Here is a 24,872-nt window from a genome sequence, read left to right as displayed (position 1 = left end):
ACGACATCGGTATCACCGTCGAGGGAGCGGAATGTCAACGACTACTCGCGAGGGGGGACGCAGCGAGCTCACCGTCCTGATCGCCTGCTTCGCAGGACGGAAGTCAGCAGGAAGGAACCGCCGGTCGCTCGCGAAGGCAATGCGCTCGACCGGCGCGGTCCTGCTCGACACGACCGTGATCGACGTCGACGAGAAACGCACGGCACGAACGCATAGTCCCCGTCGTGTGCTCGCCGGGACGCTCACTCCGCTCCTCACGTGGGGGGTGTGCGGGCTGCTCAGCGGCGGCTGGGTGAGCGCGATCTTCTGGGGCTTGCTCGGGGCGATTGCGGGCGGGTTCTACACCTACTTCAAAGTACGCCTCGCGACGAAGGCGCAGCTCGATTACTTCGGGAGCCGGCTCCCACCGAACTCGTCCGCTCTGCTGGTCTTCGCCGGAGCCCGTAACCCCGAGAGCCAGCTGACGGCTGCAGCTTCGTTCGCTCCATCTGTGGCGAGCGTCGTGTCGATCCACGACGATCTCGCCGGCGAGGTCATGCACTGGACCGGCGACCCCCGCGGCGCAACCCACGGAGCGACCGAACAACCATCCTCAGCGCCGAAGACGCTGGTGAACCTGATCCTCACTCGCTATCCCCAGCCGGACACAGCTCGAAAAATCTCCGACACGCTCCAGGCCCAGACGGCCGACGAGTTGAAGCAGCTCAAGCCCGCCGAAACGGCGGCGAAGAAGGCGGGCGCCGATGCCGTGCAGGCGTTCGAAACCGCCGTTGCGGAGGCAGAAGCCGCCGGCGCAGAACCCGAGGTCGACCTCGTCATTCGCACTGACGCAGCGGGTAAACGCCGTGTGTACGACCCCAACGTCGGCCCGATGGCAGTCGCCAAGGGGGACATCTCGGGCTGGGCCGGTTTCGGTGCCATTTGCGGGCTGATCGTCGGCTGGATGGGGAACGGATTCTGGGGCAGCGTCGAGGTCGGCATCGTCGCCGGAGTAATCTGCGGCGTCTTCGGCTTCTTCGCTGGAATGCTCTACGGGCTGTGGGCCGGACGGTCCGCGTCGGCTCGACGACTCAGGCCGATCGGCCCACTCCTGACCCCGGGAACCTCCCTGATCCTCGCTTGGGCAGGCGGCGGCCTGCGGTCCGAAGGTCTTGCTGAACTCACGACGACGGACTCGAGTCAGCTCGTCGTCCGGTTCGACGCCGCGCCCGGAGGCATGAAGCTCAATACGAGCCGATCGGGCTGACAGGTTCCGGCAACGGAGGTGCTCCGGGTCTGACTCACGCGATGCTCGGCACGCTGTCGGCCGTCGACGGGATTCCCCTCGGAGTCGCTCGGAGCGTCTAGCCCCAGAGCGGCACGTCGCCGGGCCCCGCCCGGTCTATCTCGACCTCGATGCCCGATGCGGCTGCGAGTTGCTCGGCGAACGCCGTCGCCGAGTCGAGGTCGGTGGCCGCCACGAGGAGGCCGACCTCTCCCTCCCTGATCCGGCCCGCCTCGACCGGATACGAGGCTCGCACGTCGTCGAAGACGTCGAACTCGGCCTCGAGGGAGACGCCGGGGTCGGCGAAGGCCTCGAACCGCGTCGGCATGCCGTATCGCCCCTGCATCAGGACCTGGTCGTAGCCGTCGGCCGGTTCACCCTCGACCGGCACGAACGCGCCCACCTCCGCGAACTGGAAGATGTCGAGCGAATCGTCGACCGCGAGTACCTGGGCATGGCGTGCCGCGGGCTCGAGCCCGTCGGCGTCCGCCGCCGACATCAGCACCTCCGATTCGCTCAGGACTCCCTCGACGCCGGTGTTCCACATCGGCTCTGCGACGGCGAGCCGCCGGTCGTTGAGCGTGCGGTCGTCGGTGATCTCCACCGTGAAGCGCTGATACTCGATCGCACCCTCCCACGACACGGCGCCGCCGCCGTCGTGCGCCAGGAACGCCCCGAGTTCGTGACCGAGCTCGACGGCGCGCTCGGGCGACGCTGCGTCGTCGACGCGGAGCACGACGTTCGCGGACCCCATGAACGGCAGGTTGTTCGAACCGCTGACCGCGACCTCGTCGACGTCGGCGACGCCGCTGAACCGCTCGGACGCCCGCGAGGTCGCGGCGCCGCCCGCGTTGATCGCGCAACCCGAGCAGGCGGCGAGCACGCCCGCGACCGCGAGCGCCGCGAGGACTCCTCTGGGTCGGCCACTCACGGTCGGCACGTTCAACCGCAGAACTCCTTCGGAACGCCGGCCCGGTCCTGCACCCCGATCATCACGACGACGTCGTTCTCGACGAGGAAGTTGATGAAACCGCTCGCCTCGTCGCCGACGGCGTAACCGTACGACTCGGCGCCCGTCTGGTTCGACGGCGCGAGGTCGGGGTAGGCGGCTGCGAGCTCGTCCATGGTCGACCCGAGCGCGACACCGGTCTCGGTCTTCGGCGACGCGGGCACCAGTCCGTCGGCGTCGGCGCGGCCGTTGGCCCACACTCCGCCGATCGCGTCATCGCCCTCGGGGTGGGTCAACAGCATCGAGGCCGAACCCTCCGCCGAGAGCTGCACGATCCCGGGACAGTACTCCTGTGACTCGAAGGCCGTGAGCTCGGCGATGGCCGCCTCGGCCGAGGCCCCTCGCTGGATCGGCCCCATGCCGCTCGTCGTGATCGTCCAGGTCGACACCTCAGCCGGATCGACGGCGACTGGCGCGACCGTCGGCGTGGCCGTCGGCGTCTCGACGGGTGTCGGCGCGGTCGTGACCGCGGCCGTCGGCTCGGGCTCGATCGCGTCGCCCGACGTCGCGCACCCGACGAGCGCGAGCGCTGCACCCGCTGCGAGAACGGCTCCGGCCCACGATCTGACGAAAGATACGTAGCGAGGCATGGGTCTCCTTCATGCACGTGGCCCCCCGGCCGTGTCCGATCAACGTATCGGCCCGCTCGCGCCCTCCGGAAGGAGTTCTCCGTATCGCTTGGATAACGCCCGCCTCACGCGACCGCCGCGTCGGACGCCCCCTGCGGCGGCCCCGCCGGCTCGATGCGGAACGTCTCGCTGAACCGCGCGAGCAGCTCGGCGTCACCTGCGAACGACTTCGACACGGATGCCTCGCCCGCCAGCAGCGCTCGCAGCCGGCCTGGTGCGAGCTCGAGTTCGAGCACGGCCTGCGGCACGGGCTCGAACGCCGATCGCCGGGGTTGCGGTAGCGCGCCGGGGCCGACGGGCGCGACGTCGAGCGTGCTGCCCACGACGATCGCCGACACGGAGACGACGGCGGGATCGATCGCCCGGTCGGCGGCGCCCACGTCGGCCAGGTGCAGCACGTATTCCGTGGGCGGCATCGACGCCGCCGCATCCGGCCGGAACGCCGATCGCAGCGCGAAGGCGACGGAGTCGGCGCTCACCGATTCCCCGTCGCCGGGGTCGCCCAGCACTGCCCAGCCCCACCGCTCGAGCGCGGCGACGACCGGGGCGAGCTCGCGGCCGAGCTCGGTGAGCTCGTACCCGCCGCGCACCATCGGCACCCGCCGGATCACGCCCGCCTCACCCAGTTCGCGCAGCCGATCGCTCAGGATGTTCGTCGGAATGCGCGGCAACGACGCCTTGAGGTCGCTGTAACGCCGAGCGCCCCCGAGCAGGTCGCGGACGATGAGCAGCGCCCACCGTTCGCCGACCCGCTCGAGGGCCCGGGCCACGCCGCTGTACTGGCCGAAGCCGCGAGCGGCGCGCGTCGCCATGCCGGATGCCTCAGGCCGAGGCCGCGCCGCCGGCCTGCTGCGCCAGGTAGGCGTCGGGGCCCTGCTCGACCGCGGCCTGCTCCATGAAGAGGAAGCCGAGGATGTTGCCGTCGGGGTCTTCGAGGTCGCGCGAGTACATGAACCCGTAGTCCTGCGCCTCGCGCGGCTCGCTGCCGCCCGCGGCGAGCCCCTTCGCGAGCACCGCGTCGACCTCGTCGCGCGAGTCGCGCGTGAACGAGATGCTCGTCTGCGCCTGGGTCTTCGGGTCGATGATCTGCTTGTCGGTGAAGGTGCCGAGGTACTCGCGCGTGAGCACCATGAAGTAGATGTTCTCGTCGAGCACGACGCACGCGGCGTTCTCGTCGGTGAAGAGCGGGTTGATGCTGAAGCCGAGGGCCTCGTAGAACGCCTTCGCGCGGTCGAGGTCGGTCGTCGGCAGGTTCACGAAGATGCTGGTCGCGGTCATGATCTCCTCCATCGGGATCGTCGTCGTTGTCGTGCTTCCGAGCATCAGCTTGCTCTTAACAAGTTCACTTGTCAATAGCAAGTAACAACCGATTCGGGATGCCTCAGCGCGAGCCGCTCCGCCGCACGAGGAGCGCGAGGTGCAGGGCCGTCTGGGTCTCGCCGTCGTCGAGGTCGACGTCGAGCAGGTCGCCGATCAGGGCGATCCGCTGGTAGAACACCGAACGCGACAGGTGCGACGCCGTGGCCGCCGCCGTGCGATTGCCCGGGTGCGCGAGCGTGGCCGCGAGCACGTCGAGCAGGTCTCCGCCGCGCGCGAGGTCGTACTCGATGAGCGGCGCGAGCATCTGCTCGCTGTGGCGCTGCAGCCGGTGGTCGTCGCGCATCGAGGTCACGAGCCGCACGAGCGGCCGGTCGTCGGCGCGGCGGAGCACCGGTCCGCGCACCCCCCGGGGGCCCGGCGCACGTGCGAGGTCGAGCGCCTCCTGCACCGAGCCGAGCAGCGCATCGAGGCCCGCGGCAGGCGAGCCGATCGCGAGTGCGATGCGTTCGGCGGATGCGTCGGACCCGGCGATCGCCCGGGCGAACCGGCGCGCGGCGTCGTCGTCGAGCACGGCGCCCTCGGGCAGCGAGAGCAGTACGATCGTGGTCGGCGTCGACGCCCCCGGCGCGACTCCGGCGAGCGCACGCCCGCGCAGTTCGCGCGCCGCGGCGTCGAGCAGGCGGTCGGCGACGGGCACGCCCGTCGCGACGAGCCCGTAGAGACTCGCGTTCTCGACGGGGAATCCGGCGGCGGCGAGCCGGCCGACCGCGGCGGGCAGGCCCGTGAACCGGCCGTCGAGCAGGGCGTCGACGAGGCGCTGGCGCCCGGTGCGCACCCACTCGTCGACCTCGCTGCCGTCGGCGAGCCGACCGAGCGCGAGGGCGATCGCCCCCTGTTCGAGCACGCCGGTACGGCCCGCCGGATGCTGCGGACCGGGCAGCGCGATGAGCCGTCCCCACCGGATGCCGCGGGCCTCGACCGGCACGATGAGCAGCGCGTCGTCGTGGTGCGCGTGCCGCGAGCGGCTCTCCCAGTTCGCGAAGAGCTCGGCCTCGCCGCCGCCCGGCACCTCGGCCGCCACGACCTCGTGGGCGAGGTTCTCGAGCACGACCGGTGCGCCGAGCGTCTGGGCGAGCTGCTGCACGATGTAGTCGGCGGGCGAGCCGCGCAGGCTGAGCGCCGTGAACCGCTCGCGCACCTCGTCGCGCGCGCGGAGCGCGGCGGTCTGCTCGGAGATGATGCGACTGTGCACCGCCTCGGTGAGCGTGACGAACTTGACCTCGTGGTGCAACGCCACGAGCGCGAGGCCGTGCTGCTGGGCGGCCTCGACGACGACCGCCGGCACGTAGCGGTAGTGCGCACCGAGCTCGAGCACGAGGCCCGAGAGCCCGGCCTCGACGAGCCCGCGCACGAACGCCTCGAGCTCTGCGGGCTCGGTGGGCCAGCCCGACCCGGTCGAAAGCAGCAACTCGCCGCCGTCGAGCAGACGCGCGACGCCCGCGCTGTCGGAGACGTGCGCCCACCGCACGAGGGCGTCGAGCGCTTCGCCGCCGACGAGCACCTCGGGCACGCCGTCGGCGAAGGCCTGGAGCGCCAGGATCTCGCGCACCGTCGGCATCGCCGAGCCGTCTCCCTCGGCCGCCACGGCCGGGTTCTGGTCGGTCGGACGATCCGTTCGGATCGACTCATCTTCGCGACGAACTGCCATCGCTCCGCTCACTTCGCCTCTGCAACACTTGGAAACAGAAGCTTAGCCGAGCATCGGGCATTCTGTCCGACCCGGCCCCGCACGACCAGCTGAAGGAGCTGCGATGAGCATCACGGAGACGGCCTCGTCACCCACCACGACCCCCGAACCGCGCGTGATCGGGCACTGGATCGACGGCGCGCTGCGCGCCTCGACCTCGGGTCGCACGGCACCGGTCTACAACCCCGCCACGGGCGTCGTGCAGGCCGAGGTCGCCCTCGCCGACCAGACCGAGATCGACGCGGCCATCGCGTCGGCCGTCGCCGGCTTCAAGATCTGGTCGGAGTACTCGATCGCGAAGCGCCAGGCGGTGCTGTTCTCCTTCCGCGAGCTGCTCAACTCACGCAAGGGCGAGCTCGCCGCGATCATCACGGCCGAGCACGGCAAGGTGCTCTCCGACGCCGCCGGCGAGATCGCCCGCGGCCAGGAGGTCGTCGAGCTCGCGACGGGCTTCCCGAACCTCATCAAGGGCGCGTTCAGCGAGAACGCCTCGACGGGCATCGACGTGTACTCGATCAAGCAGCCGCTCGGCGTGGTGGGCATCATCAGCCCCTTCAACTTCCCGGCCATGGTGCCGATGTGGTTCTTCCCGATCGCGATCGCCGCGGGCAACGCCGTCGTGCTGAAGCCCTCCGAGAAGGACCCGTCGGCCGCACTCTGGCTCGCCGAGCTCTGGAAGGAGGCCGGCCTGCCCGACGGTGTGTTCACCGTGCTGCAGGGCGACAAGCTCGCCGTCGACGGCCTGCTCACCTCGCCCGACGTGCAGTCGATCTCGTTCGTCGGCTCGACCCCGATCGCCCAGTACATCTACGAGACGGCCTCGAAGCACGGCAAGCGCGTGCAGGCCCTCGGCGGCGCGAAGAACCACATGCTCGTGCTGCCCGACGCCGACCTCGACCTCGCCGCCGACATGGCGATCAATGCGGGCTACGGCGCCGCGGGCGAGCGCTGCATGGCGATCTCGGTCGTGCTGGCGGTCGAGCCCGTCGCCGACGAGCTGATCGGCAAGATCACCGCGCGCATCGCGAAGCTGCGCATCGGCAACGGCGCCGGCGTCGACGGCGTCGAGCCCGACATGGGCCCGCTCATCACGGGCGTGCACCGCGACAAGGTCTCGTCCTACGTCGACATCGCCGAGCAGGACGGCGCCGAGATCGTCGTCGACGGCCGCGGCTTCACGGTCGACGGCCACGAGGACGGCTTCTTCTTCGGCCCGACGCTGCTCGACCGCGTGCCCACCACGTCGCGCGCCTACACGGAAGAGATCTTCGGCCCGGTGCTCTCGGTCGTGCGCGTCGAGACCTTCCAGGAGGGCGTCGACCTCATCAACTCGGGCCAGTTCGGCAACGGCACCGCGATCTTCACGAACGACGGCGGCGCGGCCCGCCGCTTCCAGAACGAGGTCGAGGTCGGCATGATCGGCATCAACGTGCCGATCCCCGTGCCCGTCGCGTACCACTCGTTCGGCGGCTGGAAGCAGTCGCTGTTCGGCGACTCGAAGGCCTACGGCGTGCACGGCTTCGACTTCTTCACCCGCGAGAAGGCCGTCACGAGCCGCTGGCTCGACCCGGCCACGCACGGCGGCATCAACCTGGGCTTCCCCCAGAACCACTGACCCTTCGGCACACGACTGAACAGGCATCCGAAATGACCGACACCCTCATCGACGGACCGGCGTACACCGACCGTCACGGCGACGTGCACCAGCTGCCCGACGCCGCGGCCGACGCGCAGGTCCGCGCCGACGACCGGGCGCACGTGTTCCACTCGTGGAGCGCGCAGGCCCTCATCGACCCGCTGCCCATCGCGGGCGGCGCGGGCGCAACCTTCTGGGACTACCAGGGCAACGAGTACCTCGACTTCTCGTCGCAGCTCGTGAACCTCAACCTGGGCCACCAGCACCCCGACCTCGTCGCCGCCATCCAGCAGCAGGCCGGTCGTCTCGCGACGATCCAGCCCTCGATGGCGTCCGACGTGCGCGGCGAGCTCGCCCGCCGCATCGCCGAGGCCGCCCCCGGCGACCTCGACAAGGTGTTCTTCACCAACGGCGGCGCCGACGCCAACGAGTACGCCGTGCGCCTCTCGCGTGCCGTCACCGGTCGCCGCAAGGTGCTCTCGATGTACCGCAGCTACCACGGCGGCACCGCCACGGCGATCTCGCTCACGGGCGACCCGCGCCGCTGGGCGAACGAGCCGAGCGACGGCAGCGTCGCGCACTTCTTCGGCCCGTACGAGTACCGCTCCTCGTGGGGCGCGACCACGCCCGAAGAGGAGGCGCAGCGCGCGCTCGCGCACCTCGAGCAGGTCATCGTGCTCGAGGGTGCCTCGACGATCGCCGCGATCATCATGGAGACGATCGTCGGCACCAACGGCGTGCTCGTGCCGCCGCCCGGCTACCTCGAGGGCGTCCGCGCGCTGTGCGACAAGTACGGCATCGTGTACATCGCCGACGAGGTCATGGTCGGCTTCGGTCGCGTCGGCGAGTGGTTCGCCGTGAACCACTTCGGCGTCACCCCCGACCTCATCACCTTCGCGAAGGGCGTCAACTCGGGATACGTGCCGCTCGGCGGCGTCGTGATCTCGCAGAAGATCGCCGCGCACTTCGACACGGTCGCGTTCCAGGGCGGACTCACGTACTCGGGCCACCCGCTCGCGTGCGCCCCGGGCGTCGCGACGTTCGAGGTGTTCGAGCGCGACGGCATCCTCGAGCGGGTGCGCGACCTCGGCGAGCGCGTCGTCGGCCCGCGCCTGCGCGAGATCGCCGCGAAGCACCCGTCGGTCGGCGAGGTGCGCGGCCTCGGCCTCTTCTGGGCGATCGAGCTCGTGAAGGATGCCTCGACCCGTGAGCCGCTCGTCCCGTTCAACGCCGCCGGCGCCGACGCGGCGCCCATGGGCGCCGTGGCCGCCGCGTGCAAGCAGGCGGGCCTGTGGCCGTTCATCCACTTCAACCGGATGCACGTCGCCCCGCCGCTCGTCATCAGCGAGGAGGAGCTCGTGCGCGGACTCGACATCATCGACGAGGCGCTCACGGTCGCCGACGGCTACGTCACCGCGTAACCGCACCACCCGAACCGGATCGCCCGCATCCCCTCCGGATGCGGGCGATCCGTCGTTTCACCCGCCCGCTGGTTGAGGGGCGCCGACGCGCAGCGGCGACGCGTCTCGAAACCTCGTGAGCCGATCCCGACACCCGGTCACCGGGTTTCGAGACGCGTGCTGGTTTCGAGACGGCGCTGGCGCGCCTCCTCAACCCACCGCCTTCGTCGCTCGCTCCTCAACCAGCGGGGGCCGGATAGCCTGAGAGCATGCGAGAGCGGGGTGGCGGGGGCGGCGTGAGCCGTCGCGGGTTCCTCGCCGCGGCGCTCGCCGGCACGGCGACCGTCGTGCTCGCGAGCTGCACCGGCCCCGAGCCGAAGCCCTCCCCCACACCCACCCCGACGCCGTCGACGCCCGGTCCGACCGCCACTCCCGGCGGGGTGCCGCTGCCGACCGCGATGCGCCGGTCGCGCTGGGCGACCGATCCGTTCGCCCGCGGCGCCTTCGGGTTCCGGGCCGTCGACACGACGCCCGAGCTGCGCGAAGCGCTCGCCGAGCCCGTCGGCGACCGCGTCTGGTTCGCCGGCGAGGCCTGCTCGGCCGACGCACCGGGCACCCTGCAGGGCGCGCTGCGCTCGGGCATCGACGCCGCCGCGTCGCTCATGTCGGTCGCCGAGCCCGGCGAGCGCGTCGCGGTGATCGGCGCGGGCCTCGCCGGCCTCGCCGCCGGGCGGGAGCTCGATCGCGCCGGGTTCGAGGTCATCGTGGTCGAGGCGCGCACGCGCATCGGCGGGCGTATCGACACGGTCGCCGACGACGCGTTCGGCCGCCCGGTCGAGCTCGGCCCGCTGTTCGTCGACGACGACGAGGCCCTCGCGGCGCTCCTCGACGAGGCATCCGTCACGACCGTGCCCTTCACCGCGCAGACCGAGACCCGCACGCTCGACGGCCGCACGGTCGCGGTGCCGGCCACCGGGCCCGACGCGGTCGAGGCCGCGCACGCGTGGGCGGCCGAGCAACCCGACGACGTCTCGCTCGCGGCGGCGTTCATGGGCGCGGGGATGCTGCCGCCCTCGGGCGGCGAGGTCGAGGGCGTCGACCCCGGCGAGTGGCTGAGTCACACGGTGCGCACGGGCGTCGAGCCGTTCACGGGTGCCGGGTCGACGCTCGTGTCGGCGAACACCGACTTCGCCGCGCTCGCACAGGCGCCGCGCCGGCTCGTGACCGGCCGCCTGTCGGACGTGGCCGACCTGCTCGCCGACGGGCTCGACATCGCGGTCGGCAGCGCCGTCACGCGGCTCACCGCGACCGAACGCCGCGTGTCGCTGCGACTCGACTCGGGCGAGTCGGTCTCGGCCGACCGCGCGATCGTCGCGGTGCCGCTCGGGGTGCTGCAGTCCGACGCGTTCGTGTTCGACCCGCCGCTGCCGGCCGGGCACCTGCGATCGCTCGCCGAGCTGCGCACGGGCGCCGTCGATCTCGTGTGGTTGCGGTTCGACGAGGCGTTCTGGCGGCCCGAGCAGCCCGGGTCGGGCGAGACGACGGGCGATGCATCCGCGTCGGCGCCCGATCTCTACACGGTCGTCGGCGTCGGCACCCAGGTGTCGGCGTGGATCGACCTCGGCGCGGCGAACGGGTACCCGAATCCCGAGGCGCCCGAGGTCGACGGCGGCGAGTCCACCGTTCCGTTCACCGGCGGCCCGCCGGTGCTCATCGGCATCCTCACCGCGGCACAGGCTCGCCTGCTCGACGATCTCGACGATCGGGCGTTCCAGGCTGCGGTGCTCGATGATCTCGTGCCCTTCGCGCCTGCGCCGCCCGCCACAGCCACCGGTTGACGGCGACGAGTCCGGCCGCGAGCGTCACGAAGATGACGAGCACGAGCGCGCAGTAGAACGCCACCCCGACCGCGCCGCCGACCTGCGCCTCGTCGAGGAAGAAGTACGGGTACCAGCCGACGTCGGCACCGCGGAGGAGCGTGTACACGAGCCAGACCGACGGGAACGCCAGCACCCAGCCGATGGTCGACCACGGCACGGGCGGGTTGACGCCGATGATGCTGTCGGCGAGCCACGCGATCACGGCGAGCGCGGGAACGACGAAGTGCAGCAGCGTGTCCGACCACGGCACGTCGACCCGGTAGTCGCGCGTGGAGGCCTGCGTCACGATGAGCGCGAACACGATGCCCGAGACGAGCACGTACACGGTCACCATGGTGCGCACGATGCCGAGCCACGGCGGATCGTGCGTCGCGAGCAGCGCGAACGCGCCCGCGACGCCGAGCGTCACGACGGCGAGGAACGCCGACTGCACCGTGAAGTAGCTGAAGAAGTTCGTGGTCGCGAAGAAGCGGAACCCGAGCACGTACTGGAAGTTGCCGATGAGTGCGATGACCTCGAGCGTCGCGATGCCGAGCCGGAACACCCCGAGCGCGACGCGCGCCCGGCGCACCCGACGTGCGCGGGCCTCGACCGCGCGCACCACCGCCGCGTCGCTCTCGGAACGCGGGGCGGCCATGCCTCCACGCTATCCCCGCGCGCCCACCCCGTCGGTCGAGTAGCGACGAAGGAGCGTATCGAGACCACGAACCGGTGGTCTCGATACGGCGCTGCGCGCCTACTCGACCGACCTCGGCTCAGTCGAGCGGCCGCAGGATCCGCTCGAGGAACCGCTTCGTCCGCTCCTCGCGCGGGTGCGCGAACAGCTGCTTCGGCGCGCCGCGCTCGACGACGACCCCGCCGTCCATGAACAGCACCTCGTCGGCCGCGTGCCGGGCGAAACCGAGCTCGTGGGTGACGACGACCATCGTCCAGCCCTCGTCGGCGAGCTCCTTGATGACCTCGAGCACTTCGCCCACGAGCTCGGGGTCGAGCGCGCTCGTCGGCTCGTCGAAGAGCAGCAGCTGGGGCTTCAGCGCGAGCGCGCGCACGATGCCGACGCGCTGCTGCTGGCCGCCCGAGAGCTCAAACGGGTAGGCGTCGCGCTTCTCGGCGAGCCCGACGCGTTCGAGCAGTGCCGTCGCCCCCGCGACCGCCTGCGCGCGGGGCACCTTCTGCACCCGCACGGGTCCCTCGATGACGTTCTGCAGCACCGTCATGTGCGGAAAGAGGTTGTGCTGCTGGAAGACCATCGCCGAACGGTCGCGCAGCGCGTAGCGCTCGGTCTTCGGGATCGGGGCGGAGAAGTCGAGCGAGGGTCCGCCCGCGATCGAGACCGTGCCGCCGTCGGGCGTCTCGAGGCCGTTGAGCGAGCGCAGCACGGTCGTCTTGCCGGAGCCGCTCGGGCCGATGAGCACGACGACCTCGCCGCGACGCACCTCGAGATCGATCGAGCGCAGCACCTCGTTGTCGCCGAACGACTTGCGGAGGCCCCGGGCCTCGAGCAGCACGCGGTCGTCGGGCGCCTCCGTGGGGGCCAGCGGGTCAGTGGGCGACATAGCGGTCCAGCCTCTTCTCGACGAGGTTCTGCGCGCCTGAGAGCACGAAGCAGAAGATCCAGTAGATGAGCGCCGCCTCCATGTAGATGAGGAGGAACTTCTGACTGAACGCGGCGATCTCCTGGGCGACCCGGAACATCTCGGTCACGAGGATGGTCGAGGCCAGCGAGGTGTCCTTCACGAGGGAGATGAACGTGTTCGAGAGCGGCGGCACCGAGACGCGCGCCGCCTGCGGCAGGATGAGGCGCCGCAGCGTTGTGCCCGACGACATGCCGATCGTGTACCCGGCCTCCCACTGGCCCTTCGGCACCGAGAGGATCGCGGCCCGGATCACCTCGGCCGCGTAGCCGCCGACGTTGAGCGAGAAGGCGATGATCGCGCTCGGCCACGGGTCGATCGTGATGCCCACCGACGGCATGCCGTAGAAGATCACGAAGAGCTGCACGAGCAGGGGCGTTCCGCGGATCGCGGAGATGTAGAACCGCGCGATGCCGTTCAGTACCCGGTTCTTCGAGATGCGCATGAGCGCCATGCCGAGTGCGATCACGAGCCCGAGTGCGAACGACGCGATCGCGAGCGGGATGGTGCCGGTCAGCCCGCCGAGGAAGAGGGGCCAGAAGGACTCGGCCACGAGCTGCCAGTCGATCATCGCTTCACCGCCTTCAGAAAAATGACGGCGGATGCCGCGTCACCCCATGATTCCACTCGGGAACCGGGGGCGGAACGCGACATCCGCCGGATGCTGACGAACGTTACTGCGAGACGTCCTCGCCGAAGTACTTCTCGCCGAGCTCGGCGAGCACGCCCTCCTCGCGGAGCTCCGCGAGGGCGCCGTCGACGGCCTCGACGAGCGCGGTCTTGTCCTTCGTGAAGGCCAGGGCGCTCTCGCTGGGGTCCGTCTCGGCCGCGACGGCGAGCTTCGCGTCGGGGGTCTGCTTGACGTAGTCGAGGTAGGTGAGCTTGTCGTTGACGGTCGCGTCGACGCGGCCCTGCTGGAGGAGGGCGACGGCCTGGGCCCAGCCCTCGACGGCCTCGACGTTCGCGCCCGCGTCGACGGCGAGCTGGTAGAAGTTGCTCGTGAGCGACTGGGCGGTGGTCTTGCCCTTCAGGTCGTCGAAGCTCGTGATCGAGGTGTCGCCCTCGTTCACGACGACGACGCTCGGCGAGACCGTGTACGGCGTCGAGAAGAGGTAGCTCTCTTCACGCTCGGGGTTGATCGAGACCTGGTTGGCGATCACGTCGAAGCGGCCCGCGTCGAGGCCCGCGAAGATCGCGTCCCACTGCGTCTCCTGGAACTCGACCTTCAGGCCGAGCTTGTCGGCGACCGCCTCGGCCACCTCGACGTCGTAGCCGACGAGGTCGCCCGCGCCGCCCTCGTGGTACGTGAACGGCTTGTAGGTGCCCTCGGTCGCCACCGTGAGCGTGCCGGGGGTCACGAGGCCGTACTCGTCGCCCTTCGCCGATGCGTCGGCGCCGGCGTCGTTCGACCCGCCCGACGAGCACGCCGCGAGCGCGACGACGGCGAGGGATGCGGCGGCGAGGCCGAGCAGGGTGCGGGCGCGGGGGGCGCGTGACATGTGGTGCTCCGTTCGTGGGGAGGGGTGCGGCCGCGCGTGAGCGGCTTCGATGCGGACGAGTCCATCACGACCCGGCCGCAAGGTGAAACGGCGTTACCCCACGTTGCATTCCCTGCATCCGCTGGTTGAGGAGCGAGCGACGAAGGAGCACGCGTCTCGAAACCTCGTGACCCGGTCTCGAGACCGGCTCACCATTGTTTCGAGACGCGTCGCCGCTTCGCGTCGGCGCTCCTCAACCAGCGGGAACCACGAGCACCCCGTCCTCGCGGCGGGGCACGCCGAGCGGGTTGCCGTCGGCGAGCTCGGCCGGCAGCACCGATGCCGGGGCGTCCTGCCAGGTCGCCGGGGTGAGCCAGCGGCGGATCGCCGTCGCACCGACCGACGTGTGCACCGAGGCGGTGGTCGCGGGCCAGCCGCCGCCGTGGTGCTGTCCCCACGCGATCGCGACGCCCGTCGGCCAGCCGTTGAAGACGAGTCGCCCGGCGACCTGCACGAGGCGGTCGGCGAGCTCGGCGACATCCTCGCCGGGCGCGTGCTGGATGGACGCGGTGAGCGAGCCCTCGAGCACGCCGAGCGCGGCGGCGAGCTCGTCGTCGGAGGCGTACCGCACGAGCACGGTCAACGGCCCGAAGCACTCCTCGAGGAACGTCTCGTGCGCGGCCGCGAACGCAGCGACCGAGGTCGCGACGACGACCGGTGCGGCGACATCGGCCGCACGCTCCCCCGCGAAGACGAGCTCGGCGTCGTCGCGCTCGGCGAGTGCGACCGAGCCGCGGTCGAAGGCCGCGGCGATGCCGTCGGTGAGCAGGCGCTGCGGGGCGGCCGTGTCGAGCGCGTCGACGAGCGCCGCCTCGAACCCGGCGCCCTCAGGCACGAACACGAGCCCCGGCTTCGTGCAGTACTGCCCGCCGTCGCGCGTGAACGAGCCGGCGAGCCCGGCGGCGACGCTCGCCACCGAATCGGGGGTCGCGACGGCCGCTCGCGTCACGACGACCGGGTTGATCGAGCCGAGCTCGCCGTAGAACGGGATCGGCGCCGGCCGGGCCGAGGCCAGGTCGAACAGCGCGCGACCGCCGCGCGTCGACCCGGTGAATCCGACCGCGGTCACGCGCGGTTGCTCGACGAGCGCGGTGCCCTGCTCCATGCCCTCGACGAGCCGCAGCGCGTCGGCGGGGCCGCCGGCCGCGGCGAGCGCGTCACGCGCGATCGACGTGATGCGGCGCGACAGCCGCGGGTGACCGGGGTGCGCCTTCACGACGACGGGGCATCCGGCCGCGAGCGCCGAGGCGGTGTCGCCGCCGAGCACCGAGAACGCGAACGGGAAGTTCGACGCCGCGAAGACCGCGACCACGCCGAGCGGCCGCAGCATCCTCCTGAGCGACGGCCGCGGCGGGATGAGCGACGGGTCGGGCGAGTCGATCGTCGCCTCGAGGTACGAGCCCTCGTCGACGACGTCGCCGAAGAAGCGCAGCTGCGTCGCCGTACGCGTGACCTCGCCGTTGAGTCGCGCCACCGAGAGGTGGGTCTCCTCCCCGGCGATCGCGACGAGCTCGTCGCGGTTCGCCTCGACGGCGTCGGCGATCGCGCGCAGCCAGCGGCCGCGCTCAGCACGGCTCGCGCGCTCGAGGCGGGATGCCGCGGCGAGCGCCACCGCGAGCTCGACCTCGTTCTCGGGTGTCAGCTCGACCCGCTCGTCGGCGGTGAACGCCGGCTCGGTGCGCGGCGCGATGCCCGAGGCATCCGTGTTCATGCTCTTACTCTTCTCTCTGCGGTCTCGGAGCCGTGCGCGTCAGAACGCGTTGAGGCCCGTCATCGCGCGGCCGAGGATCAGCTGGTGGATCTCGTCGGTGCCCTCGTAGGTGCGCACCGACTCGAGGTTGGCCGCGTGCCGCATGACCGGGAACGCGTTCGTGATGCCGTCGCCGCCGAGGATCGTGCGCGCCTGGTGCGCGATCTCGAGCGCCTCGCGCACGCTGTTGAGCTTGCCGACCGAGATCTGCGCGGGGGTGAGCTTGCCGGCCTCCTTCAGGCGGCCGAGGTGCAGCGCGAGCAGCATGCCCTTCTCGACCTCGAGCAGCATGTCGGCGAGCTTGGCCTGCGTGAGCTGGTTGGCGCCGATCGGCTTGCCGAACACCTCGCGCGTGATCGAGCGCTCGAGCGCGACCTCGAGGCACGAGCGGGCGGCGCCCATCGCGCCCCAGACGATGCCGTAGCGGGCCTCGTTGAGGCAGCCGAACGGGCCCGAGAGCCCGGCGGCGTCGGGCAGCATCGCGTCGGCGGGCAGGCGCACGCCGTCGAGGTCGATGTCGCACTGCACACTCGCGCGCATCGAGAGCTTGCCGTCGATCGCGGTCGCCGTGAAGCCGGGCGTCGAGGTCGGCACGATGAACCCGCGCACGGCCTTCGCCCCCTCGCCGAACTCACCCGACGGGTCCTCGACGCGGGCCCAGACGACCGCGACGTCGGCGAGCGCGGCGAGGCCGATCCAGCGCTTCGCGCCGTCGATGACCCACTCGTCGCCCTCGCGGCGGGCGACGGTCGTCATCGCGGCGGGGTCGCTGCCGCCCTGCGGCTCGGTGAGGGCGAAGCAGCCGATGAGCTCGCCCTTCGCCATGCCGGGCAGCCACTGCTGCTTCTGCTCCTCCGAGCCGTACTTGTAGATCGCGCTCATCGCGAGCGAGCCCTGCACCGAGACGAGCGTGCGCCAGCCCGAGTCGGCGGCCTCGAGCTCGAGGCAGACCGCGCCGTACGCGACAGCGCCGGCCCCGGCGCATCCGTAGCCCTTGAGGTGCATGCCGAGGAAGCCGGCCTCGCCGAGCTCGCGCACGAGCTCCTTGCGGAAGTGCTTGTTCTCGAAGTCCTCCTCGATGATCGGGAGGATGCGCTCCTGGGCGAAGGCGCGCGCCTTCTGCTGCCACTCGCGCTCCTCCTCGGTGAGCAGCGCGTCGAAGTCGAAGACCTGGTCGATGCGGGGTGCGGTGGTCATGGGGTTCCTTTCGGGTGGATCTCGGATCGCGCGGTGCGCGGGTCTATTCGGCCGCCTCGCGCCGGCCGACGGGCTGTCGCCAGTCGGCGCCGGCATGCTCGTCGAGCGCGGGCGGCGGGGTCAGGTAGCGGGGGGATGCCTCGCCGCGCAGCCCGATCGGGTTCGCGACGGTGCGGCTGTGCCCGAGCTCGACGACGGGCCCCAGCCCGAGTCCGTCGGCGAAGGCGATCGCCTCGGCGACGTCGTTGACGAGGCCCGCCGGCACGCCCGCGGCGCTGAACGACGCCACCCAGTGCGCGGCGGGCGCGGTCGCGAGCGCGGCCTCGAGCTCGGCGTGCAGGTGGTCGCGATGGGCGACTCGGGCCTCGTTGGTCGCATACCGCTCGTCGTCGGCGAGCGAGGCGGCCTGCGGGGATGCCTCGGCGAGCAGCCCCACGAGCGAGCGGAACTGCTTGTCGTTGCCGACGGCGATGACGAGATCGCGGTCACGTGCCGGGAAGACGGCGTAGGGCGCGATCGACGGGTGCGCGTTGCCGAGCCGGCGGGGCGCCCGCCCGGTCGCGAGGGTCGACGCGGCCTGATTCGTGAGCGCCGAGAGCAGGCTCTGCAGCAGGTTCACCTCGACGAGCTGGCCGCGACCGGTGCGGTCGCGCTCGCGGAGCGCGAGCAGGATGCCCGCGAGCGCGTTCTGCGCGCACAGCACGTCGACGAGGGCGACCCCGGCCTTCGCGGGCTCGCCCTCGGGCTCGCCCGTGATCGACATCAGCCCGCCGACCGCCTGCACGAGCAGGTCGTAGCCGGCGAGCGCCGCGCCCTCGCCCGCGCCGAAGCCCGTGATCGAGCAGTAGACGACGCCGGGGTTGAGCTCGCGCACCTCGTCGTACGAGAGGCCGAACCGGCCCATCACGCCGGGGCGGAAGTTCTCGATGACGACGTCGGCCGTGGCGGCGAGCCGCCCGGCCTCGGCGAGGCCCTCGTCGGTCGTGAGGTCGAGCGCCACCGATCGCTTGTTGCGGTTGACGCTGCCGAAGTAGGTCGCCATGCCGCTCGCGTCGACCGGCGGCTTCCAGTGCCGGGTGTCGTCGCCGGCCGGGGGCTCGATCTTGACCACGTCGGCGCCGAAGTCGGCGAGCATCATCGTCGCGTACGGGCCGGCGAGCACGCGGGAGAAGTCCGCGACGCGCAGTCCGTCGAGGACGCCCTCGGTCGCCTGATCGGGTCGCTCGCTCATCATCCATCCGCCTTCGCATGTGCGCGGCCGACCGGCCGCACGTTCATTCATCCTATAGTGAATCTTTTTTGCGCGCGTCGCCACTCGGCCGCCGGACCCTCGACTATCGTGAACCCCATGGAAACGAGGGTGGGCCCGGGCGCACGCGAGGCCGTGTTCGCCCAGCTCGCCGACGCGGGCCGCGCCGAGCAGGTCGCGCAGCGCCTCACCGACGGCATCGTGCTCGGCGTGCTCGACCCCGGCGAGCGACTGCCGAGCGAGCCCGAGCTCGCGCGCCGCTTCGGCGTCGCCCTCATCACCGTGCGCGAGGGACTCGGCATCCTGCGCGAGGCCGGACTCGTGGAGACGCGCCGCGGCCGAGACGGCGGCAGCTTCGTCGTGCACGACGACGCCGAGCACCGCACGATCCTCACCGCCCGCCTGCGCGCACTCGCACAGGTCGAGCTCAGCGACATGGCCGTGTACTTCGGCGCCGTCCTCGCGGGGGTCGCCGAGCGAGCCGCCGAACGCGCGAGCGACGCCGACGCCGAGCGACTCGGCGCCTGGCTCGACGCCGCCGACTTCTCGACCGCCGCGGCGGCACGCACCAATCAGGGCGGCTTCTTCCTCGAGCTCGCGGTGCTCAGCCAGTCGGCCCGGCTCGTGCGCGAGCAGATCAGGTTGCAGGCCGAGTTCGGCCCCCTGCTGCTGCTCGGACTCGACGACGACCGCGAGCGTGCCGAGGCCGAGGCCGCGAACCGCCGCATCGTGCGCGCGGTCGCGGCCGGCCGGCCCACGAAGGCCCGCGAAGCGGCCGGCTCGCTCGTCGAGTCGCTCGCGACCCACCTGCTGCAGGCGAAGGCCCGCGTCGAACGGGGAGGCGCCCTCGATGAGCACTGAACGCGAACTCCCCGCGGGCGCGACCGAGGCCGCCGATGCCGTGGCGACCCTCTTCGCCGGCGCGTTCGACCTGCTCGCCGAGTGGCGCACCCCCATCGAGCAGGCGATCGCGCCCGGCATCCGCGCCGTCGCCGACGCCGCCGCGCAGGCGACCGACGCCGCCGTCGGCGAAGTGCGCCCCGCCGAGCTCGACCAGGTCGTCGCCGGGCTCGTGCTGCCCCGCCTGACCGAGGCCGAGCCGCTGCTCGTCGGGGCCGGCTTCATCGCCGACGGCGAGATCGTGCGCGGCCGCGACGTGCACTTCGCGTGGTGGCTCGGCCCGCTCGACGACAACCCCGTGCTCGGCTCGACCGACGCGCCGACCCGGCTCGACCTGTCGACCCGCGGCTACACCGAGTACCTGCGCGACTTCCGCGCGCTCGAGTGGTACCGCATCCCCGCGACGACCCGACACGCCCACGTGACCGGCCCGTACGTCGACCACCTGTGCACGTGCGACTACATCCTCACGCTGACGATGCCCGTGCACGCGCCCGACGGCGAGCGCATGGTCGGCGTCGTCGGGGCCGACATCTCGGTGCGCCGCCTCGAGCAGGAACTGCTGCCCCGCTTCCTGGCGGTCGACGCGCCGCTCGCCCTCGTGAACGCCGACGGCCGCGTGGTGCTGTCGACCGACCCGCTCGTGCAGGTCGGCCGGCTCGCGGATGCCTCGGCGGCGACGTCGCTCGAATGCCGGGGCACTCCGTTCCGAGTGCTCGTCGCGGGCTCGCGGCCGTAGCGTCAGGCGCCGCCGGGCTGTACGCCGGCAGCGACCTCCGGCGGCGCGACCGGCAGTCGCACCGCGACCCGGAGCCCGCCCTCGGGCCGGGCCTCGATGGCGAGCGAGCCGTCGTGGGCCTGCACGATGCTCTTCACGATCGCGAGTCCGAGCCCGACTCCCGCGTGGTCGTCGCGGATGCGCTCGGCGCCGCGCTGGAACGGCTCCGTGAGGGTCGCGACCGACTGCGGGCCCAGGTGCCGGCCGCTGTTCTCGACCGTGAGCGTCACCGAATCGCCTGCGGCGGCGGTGTCGATGCGCACGGTGCCGCCCTCGGGCAGGTTGTGCACGATCGCGTTGTGCACGAGGTTCGTCGTCAGCTGCAGCAGCAGCGGCGGCGACCCGAACGTCGGGGCGACGTCGCCCGCCGCCTCGATCGCGACGCCGCGCTCCTCGGCGATGGGCAGGAGCGTCTCGACGGCCTCCTCGGCGAGGAGCGAGAGGTCGACCCGCTCGCGGCCGAACGACCGCCGGTCGGCTCGCGAGAGCAGCAGCAGCGCCTCGGTGAGGTCGATCGCCCGGGCGTTGACGATGCGCAGTCGCTCGAGCAGCACCGCACGGTCGGCGTTCGGGTCGTCGGCGACATCGAGCAGGGTCTGCGTGATCGCGAGCGGGGTGCGCAGCTCGTGCGAGGCGTTGGCGGCGAAGCGCTGCTGCTCGGCCACCTGCGCCTCGAGCCGGGCGAGCATGTCGTCGAAGCTGTCCGCGAGCTCGCGGAACTCGTCGCTGCGGCCCTCCAGCTCGATGCGGTGCCCGAGCGAGCCGGTCGCGGTCTTGCGGGTGGCCCTCGTGATGCGGGTGAGCGGTGCGAGCATGCGCCCGGCGAGCCACCAGCCGCCGAGCAGGCCGAAGGCGAGCAGGAACAGCAGCGCCCAGCTGACCGCCGGGGCGAAGGCGCGCACGAGGTCGTCCCGTCCCGGCACGAAACCCTGGTCGGTCGCGATCGCGTCGGCGGGCACGTAGCGCAGCAGGTACGCCCAGACCACGGCGAGCAGCAGGGCCCCGGCGACCATGAGGAAGCCCGCGTAGCTGAGCGTGAGCTTGAGGCGCACGCTCATGCCCGGCGCGCGGGTCATGCCGGCCCCTCGACCGAAGGGTCTGTGCCAGCGTCGATGCGATACCCGACCCCCGGCACCGTGGCGATGACCCAGGGCTCGCCGAGCCGCTTGCGCAGCGCCGAGACCGTGATGCGCACGGCGTTCGTGAACGGGTCGGCGTTCTCGTCCCACGCCCGTTCGAGCAGTTCCTCGGCGCTGACGACGCCGCCCTCCGCGGCGACCAGCACCTCGAGCACCGCGAACTGCTTGCGGGTCAGTGCGACGTACCGGCCGTCGCGGTAGACCTCCCGGCGGAACGGGTCGACCCGCAGGCCCGCGATCTCGCGCACGGGCGGCCTGGCGTGCGCGCGCCGGCGATCGAGCGCGCGCAGCCGCAGCACCAGTTCGCGCAGTTCGAACGGCTTGGTCAGGTAGTCGTCGGCGCCGAGCTCGAACCCGCTGGCCTTGTCGTCGATGCGGTCGGCCGCGGTGAGCATGAGGATCGGCAGCCCGCTGCCCGACGCCACGATCGCCGCGGCGACCTCGTCGCCCGACGGGCCGGGGATGTCGCGGTCGAGCACCGCGATGTCGTAGGCGTTGACCGCGAGCAGCTCGAGGGCGGTGTCGCCGTCGCCCGCGAGATCGGCGGCGATCGCCTCCCGGCGGAGCCCGTCGCGGATGGCCTCGGCCATGAAGGGCTCATCCTCGACGACCAGTACCCGCATGCCCCCATGCTAGGAGCGGGCGCGTATCGCGGGCATATGCGAATCCGCAGACGCCCTCGCAACATCGCGCGACGTTGGCTGGAGGCATGCACTCCGCTCGATCAGCATCCTCCCGCCGTCGCCGCGCCATGCGCGCCCGACGGGCCGTCGCGGCGATCGTCGCCGGGCTCGCCCTCGTCGGCGTGGCGATCGCCGCCGGCCTCGTCCTCCAGTCGCTCGCGTCGTCGGCGCAGACGATCGGCGGCGACCGCGGGGTGGCGACCGCCGCCGACGATGCGGCTGCGACGGGCGAAGCCGGTGGCGACCTGCCCGATGGCGCGACGCCGTTCGACGAGTACCCGGCGATCACGGGGCTCGACCCGGCGCTCCTCGACGCCCTGCGCCGGGCCGCGACGGACGCCGGGGCCGACGGCGTCGAGATCCTGGTGAACAGCGGCTGGCGTTCGGCCGCCTACCAGGACCGGCTGCTCGACGAGGCGGTGGCCGAGTACGGATCGGCGGCCGAGGCGGCCCGTTGGGTCGCGACGCCGGAGAAGTCCTCCCACGTCTCGGGCGATGCCGTCGACATCGGCGACTACGACGCCGTCGACTGGCTGGCAGAACATGGTACGGCGTACGGACTCTGCCAGGTCTACGACAACGAGGCGTGGCACTTCGAACTGCGCACCGACGCCGCCGAGGTCGGCTGCCCCGCCAAGTACTTCGATCCGACCGAGGACCCGAGGATGTGGTGAGGGCCTCCCTGAGCATCCCCTGCGATCGGGTCGAGAAGAATCATCCGTTGTTATATCTTTGACCTCGAGCGTATGCACCGCGGCAGACGACCCCTCGGTGGAGCCGCTGCGCGAGTGCACCCGAGAAGGAGAAACCCCATGCCCTATGCAGTGACCAACCCCGCCACCGGCGAGGTCGTCAAGACCTACGAGACGATCACCGACGACGGCCTGCAGGCCGCGATCGCGTCGGCGACCGAGGCGCACCGCAACTGGTCGAAGAACTCCACCGTCGCCGAGCGCGCCGCCCTCATCCGCCGCGTCGCGGAGCTGCACAACGAGCGCGCCCAGGAGCTCGGCGAGATCATCGTCCGCGAGATGGGCAAGCCGATCGAGCAGGCCGTCGGCGAGGTCGAGTTCGCCGCCGCGATCTACGAGTACTACGCCGACAACGCCGAGTCGCTGCTCGCCGACGAGAAGATCGACCTGCTCGCGGGCGAGGGTTCGGCGCTCATCCGCCGCTCGTCGCTCGGCGTGCTGCTCGGCATCATGCCGTGGAACTTCCCGTACTACCAGGTCGCCCGCTTCGCCGGCCCGAACCTCATCATCGGCAACACCATCCTGCTCAAGCACGCCGAGCAGTGCCCCGAGTCGGCCGCCGCGATGGAGCAGATCTTCCGCGACGCCGGCTTCCCCGAGGGTGCGTACGTCAACATCTACGCCTCGCACGCGCAGATCGAGACCGTCATCGCCGACCCGCGCGTGCAGGGCGTCTCGCTCACCGGCTCCGAGCGCGCCGGTGCGATCGTCGCCGAGATCGCCGGCCGCCACCTGAAGAAGGTCGTGCTCGAGCTCGGCGGCTCCGACCCCTTCATCCTGCTCTCGACCGACGACCTCGACGCGACCGTCGACCAGGCCGTCTTCGCGCGCGTCGACAACAACGGCCAGGCCTGCAACGCGGCCAAGCGCTTCATCGTCGTCGAAGACCTGTACGAGCCGTTCCTCGAGAAGTTCACCGCGAAGATGAACGAGGTCGTCGAGGGAGACCCGTCGAAGGAGGGCACCGCCCTCGGCCCGCTCTCGTCGGCCAAGGCCGCCGAGGGGCTCGCCGAGCAGGTCTCGCGCGCCGTCGCGCAGGGTGCGACCCTGCACTCGGGCGGCACGAAGAACGGCAACTACTACTCGGCCACGATCCTCACCGACGTCAAGCCCGACTCCGACGCCTTCCACGAGGAGTTCTTCGGCCCGGTCGCGCAGGTCTTCAAGGTCGCCGACGAGGACGCCGCCGTCGAGCTCGCGAACAACACCCCGTTCGGCCTCGGCTCGTACGTCTTCACGACCGACGGCGACCAGGCGCTCCGCGTCGCCGACAAGATCGATGCCGGCATGGTCTTCGTGAACGTGGTCGGCGCCGACGGCGCCGAGCTGCCGTTCGGCGGCGTCAAGCGCTCGGGTTCGGGCCGTGAGCTCGGCCGTTTCGGCGCCGACGAGTTCGTCAACAAGAAGATGATCCGCATCGGCTGATCACCTGGTTCGTGTGAAATCCGGATGCCTCGGGGCCGCGTGCCCCGAGGCATCCGTCGTTTCCCGCCCTGGCGTGGCTAGGATGCCGAACGGCGGTCGCCTTTCGCACCGCATCGCCGGACGAACTGGGGGAACCGTGAGCATCGATGGCCTGTACAACTTCCGCGACACGGGCGGCATGCCGCTGCGGGGCGGCGGCACGACGGCGAGCGGCGTGCTCTTCCGCTCCGACGCGCTGTCCGCGCTGAGCGCGCAGGGGCTCGACGAGCTCGCGGCGACGCAGGTCGGCGTGATCGTCGACTTCCGCACGCCCGCCGAGCGCGAGTCGGCACCCGACCGCGTGCCCGACTCGCGCCCGTTCACGGTCGTCGACCTCTCGATCCTCGAGGGGGCCGTGGCCGACTCGATGCAGCAGCTCATGAAGGGCGGGGCCCCATCGGCCGCCGAGATGGCGACCGCGATCCCCACGCTCGGCGAGCTGTACGTCGGCATGCTGCAGCACGGCGGCGAGGCGTTCGCGCAGGTCGCCAGGCTGATCGCCGCCTCGACCGTCGACACCCCGACGGGCGTGCTCGTGCACTGCACGGCCGGCAAGGACCGCACTGGCGTCGCGACGGCGCTCATGCTCGACGCCGCAGGCGTCGAACGGGAGGCGATCGTCGCCGACTACTCCGCCTCGCAGGCCAACCTGTCGGGCGCGTGGGCCGACGGCATGCTGCGCATGGTGGCATCGTTCGGCATCCCGCTCACGCCCGAGCTCGAGGCGCTCGTCACGGGCACGCCACCCGAGGCGATCGAGACCGCACTCGCCTGGGTCGATCGCGAGCACGGCGGCGCGGCCGGCTATCTCGCGGCGGCGGGTCTCTCCGGCGACGAGCTCGGCGCGCTGCGCGCCCGCCTCGCCGGGCAGGCGGCCGCGGCGGCCTAAGCGGCAGTACGAGC

The 24,872-nt window shown here is 71.7% G+C and carries 23 protein-coding genes; 9 read left to right on the top strand and 14 right to left on the bottom strand.

The window, feature by feature from the left end:
- Positions 1–31: 31 nt before the first annotated feature.
- Positions 32–1,246: a hypothetical protein gene (locus AC3RJ6_RS04830; RefSeq protein WP_491425741.1), complete on the top strand. Its 1,215-nt coding sequence runs from the start codon at positions 32–34 to the stop codon at positions 1,244–1,246.
- Between the two features lie 97 nt (positions 1,247–1,343).
- Here the strand turns inward: AC3RJ6_RS04830 and AC3RJ6_RS04825 are convergent, their stop codons facing one another.
- The 5 genes from AC3RJ6_RS04825 to AC3RJ6_RS04805 form a co-directional block, all read right to left on the bottom strand.
- Positions 1,344–2,204 carry a hypothetical protein gene (locus AC3RJ6_RS04825; RefSeq protein ID WP_491425740.1) on the bottom strand — a complete coding sequence of 287 codons (861 nt, stop codon included), beginning with the start codon at positions 2,202–2,204 and terminating at the stop codon, positions 1,344–1,346.
- 2 nt (positions 2,205–2,206) lie between these two features.
- On the bottom strand, positions 2,207–2,863 hold the full coding sequence (locus AC3RJ6_RS04820; protein ID WP_491425739.1) for a hypothetical protein: 657 nt from the start codon (positions 2,861–2,863) through the stop codon (positions 2,207–2,209).
- A 104-nt stretch (positions 2,864–2,967) separates the two neighbouring features.
- Positions 2,968–3,714 carry a winged helix-turn-helix transcriptional regulator gene (locus AC3RJ6_RS04815; protein ID WP_491425738.1) on the bottom strand — a complete coding sequence of 249 codons (747 nt, stop codon included), beginning with the start codon at positions 3,712–3,714 and terminating at the stop codon, positions 2,968–2,970.
- Positions 3,715–3,724: 10 nt separating this feature from the next.
- Complete coding sequence (locus AC3RJ6_RS04810; RefSeq protein WP_491425737.1) at positions 3,725–4,180, bottom strand: VOC family protein; 456 nt, start codon at positions 4,178–4,180, stop codon at positions 3,725–3,727.
- Positions 4,181–4,283: 103 nt separating this feature from the next.
- On the bottom strand, positions 4,284–5,867 hold the full coding sequence (locus AC3RJ6_RS04805; RefSeq protein WP_491425736.1) for a PucR family transcriptional regulator: 1,584 nt from the start codon (positions 5,865–5,867) through the stop codon (positions 4,284–4,286).
- A 166-nt stretch (positions 5,868–6,033) separates the two neighbouring features.
- Between AC3RJ6_RS04805 and AC3RJ6_RS04800 the strand changes: the two genes are divergently transcribed.
- The 3 genes from AC3RJ6_RS04800 (at position 6,034) to AC3RJ6_RS04790 (ending at position 10,843) form a co-directional block, all read left to right on the top strand.
- Positions 6,034–7,584 (top strand): CoA-acylating methylmalonate-semialdehyde dehydrogenase, encoded by a 1,551-nt coding sequence (locus AC3RJ6_RS04800; protein ID WP_491425734.1) that lies wholly within the window; start codon positions 6,034–6,036, stop codon positions 7,582–7,584.
- Positions 7,585–7,616: 32 nt separating this feature from the next.
- Positions 7,617–9,026 carry an aspartate aminotransferase family protein gene (locus tag AC3RJ6_RS04795; RefSeq protein ID WP_491425733.1) on the top strand — a complete coding sequence of 470 codons (1,410 nt, stop codon included), beginning with the start codon at positions 7,617–7,619 and terminating at the stop codon, positions 9,024–9,026.
- Positions 9,027–9,274: 248 nt separating this feature from the next.
- Positions 9,275–10,843, top strand: a complete 1,569-nt coding sequence (locus AC3RJ6_RS04790) for a flavin monoamine oxidase family protein (RefSeq protein WP_491425732.1) — start codon at positions 9,275–9,277, stop codon at positions 10,841–10,843.
- Here AC3RJ6_RS04790 and AC3RJ6_RS04785 read toward each other — a convergent pair.
- The 7 genes from AC3RJ6_RS04785 to AC3RJ6_RS04755 all read right to left on the bottom strand — a co-directional run bounded on the left by AC3RJ6_RS04785 (position 10,728) and on the right by AC3RJ6_RS04755 (position 18,238).
- The gene (locus AC3RJ6_RS04785) at positions 10,728–11,522 is read right to left on the bottom strand and encodes a Pr6Pr family membrane protein (RefSeq protein ID WP_491425731.1); all 795 of its coding nucleotides are present in this window, start codon (positions 11,520–11,522) and stop codon (positions 10,728–10,730) included. The two genes, AC3RJ6_RS04790 and AC3RJ6_RS04785, sit on opposite strands and share 116 nt — an antisense overlap.
- A 118-nt stretch (positions 11,523–11,640) precedes the next feature.
- Entirely contained in the window at positions 11,641–12,441 is an 801-nt protein-coding gene (locus tag AC3RJ6_RS04780; RefSeq protein WP_491425730.1) for an amino acid ABC transporter ATP-binding protein, read from the bottom strand.
- Positions 12,428–13,087, bottom strand: a complete 660-nt coding sequence (locus tag AC3RJ6_RS04775; protein ID WP_491426229.1) for an amino acid ABC transporter permease — start codon at positions 13,085–13,087, stop codon at positions 12,428–12,430. The genes AC3RJ6_RS04780 and AC3RJ6_RS04775 overlap by 14 nt, the downstream gene beginning before the upstream one ends.
- A 106-nt stretch (positions 13,088–13,193) precedes the next feature.
- Entirely contained in the window at positions 13,194–14,018 is an 825-nt protein-coding gene (locus tag AC3RJ6_RS04770; RefSeq protein WP_491425729.1) for an amino acid ABC transporter substrate-binding protein, read from the bottom strand.
- Between the two features lie 232 nt (positions 14,019–14,250).
- Entirely contained in the window at positions 14,251–15,768 is a 1,518-nt protein-coding gene (locus AC3RJ6_RS04765) for an aldehyde dehydrogenase (NADP(+)) (protein ID WP_491425728.1), read from the bottom strand.
- A 39-nt stretch (positions 15,769–15,807) separates the two neighbouring features.
- Positions 15,808–17,004: an acyl-CoA dehydrogenase family protein gene (locus tag AC3RJ6_RS04760; RefSeq protein ID WP_491425727.1), complete on the bottom strand. Its 1,197-nt coding sequence runs from the start codon at positions 17,002–17,004 to the stop codon at positions 15,808–15,810.
- 43 nt (positions 17,005–17,047) lie between these two features.
- The gene (locus AC3RJ6_RS04755) at positions 17,048–18,238 is read right to left on the bottom strand and encodes a CaiB/BaiF CoA transferase family protein (protein WP_491425726.1); all 1,191 of its coding nucleotides are present in this window, start codon (positions 18,236–18,238) and stop codon (positions 17,048–17,050) included.
- A gap of 114 nt (positions 18,239–18,352) precedes the next feature.
- On the opposite strand from AC3RJ6_RS04755, the gene AC3RJ6_RS04750 reads away from it, so the two are divergent.
- Together AC3RJ6_RS04750 and AC3RJ6_RS04745 are read left to right on the top strand one after the other, a co-directional pair.
- The gene (locus AC3RJ6_RS04750) at positions 18,353–19,114 is read left to right on the top strand and encodes a FadR/GntR family transcriptional regulator (RefSeq protein ID WP_491425724.1); all 762 of its coding nucleotides are present in this window, start codon (positions 18,353–18,355) and stop codon (positions 19,112–19,114) included.
- Positions 19,104–19,892 carry a cache domain-containing protein gene (locus AC3RJ6_RS04745; protein ID WP_491425723.1) on the top strand — a complete coding sequence of 263 codons (789 nt, stop codon included), beginning with the start codon at positions 19,104–19,106 and terminating at the stop codon, positions 19,890–19,892. Before AC3RJ6_RS04750 ends, AC3RJ6_RS04745 begins: the two co-directional genes overlap by 11 nt.
- A 2-nt stretch (positions 19,893–19,894) precedes the next feature.
- Here the strand turns inward: AC3RJ6_RS04745 and AC3RJ6_RS04740 are convergent, their stop codons facing one another.
- The gene (locus tag AC3RJ6_RS04740; protein WP_491425721.1) at positions 19,895–21,007 is read right to left on the bottom strand and encodes a sensor histidine kinase; all 1,113 of its coding nucleotides are present in this window, start codon (positions 21,005–21,007) and stop codon (positions 19,895–19,897) included.
- On the bottom strand, positions 21,004–21,693 hold the full coding sequence (locus AC3RJ6_RS04735; RefSeq protein WP_491425720.1) for a response regulator transcription factor: 690 nt from the start codon (positions 21,691–21,693) through the stop codon (positions 21,004–21,006). The genes AC3RJ6_RS04740 and AC3RJ6_RS04735 overlap by 4 nt, the downstream gene beginning before the upstream one ends.
- An 86-nt stretch (positions 21,694–21,779) precedes the next feature.
- On the opposite strand from AC3RJ6_RS04735, the gene AC3RJ6_RS04730 reads away from it, so the two are divergent.
- The 3 genes from AC3RJ6_RS04730 to AC3RJ6_RS04720 all read left to right on the top strand — a co-directional run bounded on the left by AC3RJ6_RS04730 (position 21,780) and on the right by AC3RJ6_RS04720 (position 24,858).
- Positions 21,780–22,427: a M15 family metallopeptidase gene (locus tag AC3RJ6_RS04730; RefSeq protein ID WP_491425719.1), complete on the top strand. Its 648-nt coding sequence runs from the start codon at positions 21,780–21,782 to the stop codon at positions 22,425–22,427.
- A 138-nt stretch (positions 22,428–22,565) separates the two neighbouring features.
- Positions 22,566–23,930 (top strand): NAD-dependent succinate-semialdehyde dehydrogenase, encoded by a 1,365-nt coding sequence (locus AC3RJ6_RS04725; RefSeq protein WP_491425718.1) that lies wholly within the window; start codon positions 22,566–22,568, stop codon positions 23,928–23,930.
- A gap of 136 nt (positions 23,931–24,066) precedes the next feature.
- Positions 24,067–24,858: a tyrosine-protein phosphatase gene (locus AC3RJ6_RS04720; RefSeq protein WP_491425717.1), complete on the top strand. Its 792-nt coding sequence runs from the start codon at positions 24,067–24,069 to the stop codon at positions 24,856–24,858.
- Positions 24,859–24,872: the final 14 nt, after the last annotated feature.

Source organism: Agromyces cucurbitae, from assembly GCF_058349945.1.
Note: the sequence above shows the minus strand (reverse complement) of the source record. Positions and strands in the feature narration are given on the sequence as shown.

Coding starts and splice junctions, on each gene's coding strand:
- AC3RJ6_RS04830 (WP_491425741.1), top strand. CDS start 32: ATGTCAACGACTACTCGCGAGGGGGGACGCAGCGAGCTCACCGTCCTG.
- AC3RJ6_RS04820 (WP_491425739.1), bottom strand. CDS start 2,863: ATGCCTCGCTACGTATCTTTCGTCAGATCGTGGGCCGGAGCCGTTCTC.
- AC3RJ6_RS04815 (WP_491425738.1), bottom strand. CDS start 3,714: ATGGCGACGCGCGCCGCTCGCGGCTTCGGCCAGTACAGCGGCGTGGCC.
- AC3RJ6_RS04810 (WP_491425737.1), bottom strand. CDS start 4,180: ATGACCGCGACCAGCATCTTCGTGAACCTGCCGACGACCGACCTCGAC.
- AC3RJ6_RS04800 (WP_491425734.1), top strand. CDS start 6,034: ATGAGCATCACGGAGACGGCCTCGTCACCCACCACGACCCCCGAACCG.
- AC3RJ6_RS04795 (WP_491425733.1), top strand. CDS start 7,617: ATGACCGACACCCTCATCGACGGACCGGCGTACACCGACCGTCACGGC.
- AC3RJ6_RS04790 (WP_491425732.1), top strand. CDS start 9,275: ATGCGAGAGCGGGGTGGCGGGGGCGGCGTGAGCCGTCGCGGGTTCCTC.
- AC3RJ6_RS04785 (WP_491425731.1), bottom strand. CDS start 11,522: ATGGCCGCCCCGCGTTCCGAGAGCGACGCGGCGGTGGTGCGCGCGGTC.
- AC3RJ6_RS04780 (WP_491425730.1), bottom strand. CDS start 12,441: ATGTCGCCCACTGACCCGCTGGCCCCCACGGAGGCGCCCGACGACCGC.
- AC3RJ6_RS04770 (WP_491425729.1), bottom strand. CDS start 14,018: ATGTCACGCGCCCCCCGCGCCCGCACCCTGCTCGGCCTCGCCGCCGCA.
- AC3RJ6_RS04765 (WP_491425728.1), bottom strand. CDS start 15,768: ATGAACACGGATGCCTCGGGCATCGCGCCGCGCACCGAGCCGGCGTTC.
- AC3RJ6_RS04760 (WP_491425727.1), bottom strand. CDS start 17,004: ATGACCACCGCACCCCGCATCGACCAGGTCTTCGACTTCGACGCGCTG.
- AC3RJ6_RS04755 (WP_491425726.1), bottom strand. CDS start 18,238: ATGATGAGCGAGCGACCCGATCAGGCGACCGAGGGCGTCCTCGACGGA.
- AC3RJ6_RS04750 (WP_491425724.1), top strand. CDS start 18,353: ATGGAAACGAGGGTGGGCCCGGGCGCACGCGAGGCCGTGTTCGCCCAG.
- AC3RJ6_RS04745 (WP_491425723.1), top strand. CDS start 19,104: ATGAGCACTGAACGCGAACTCCCCGCGGGCGCGACCGAGGCCGCCGAT.
- AC3RJ6_RS04740 (WP_491425721.1), bottom strand. CDS start 21,007: ATGACCCGCGCGCCGGGCATGAGCGTGCGCCTCAAGCTCACGCTCAGC.
- AC3RJ6_RS04735 (WP_491425720.1), bottom strand. CDS start 21,693: ATGCGGGTACTGGTCGTCGAGGATGAGCCCTTCATGGCCGAGGCCATC.
- AC3RJ6_RS04730 (WP_491425719.1), top strand. CDS start 21,780: ATGCACTCCGCTCGATCAGCATCCTCCCGCCGTCGCCGCGCCATGCGC.
- AC3RJ6_RS04725 (WP_491425718.1), top strand. CDS start 22,566: ATGCCCTATGCAGTGACCAACCCCGCCACCGGCGAGGTCGTCAAGACC.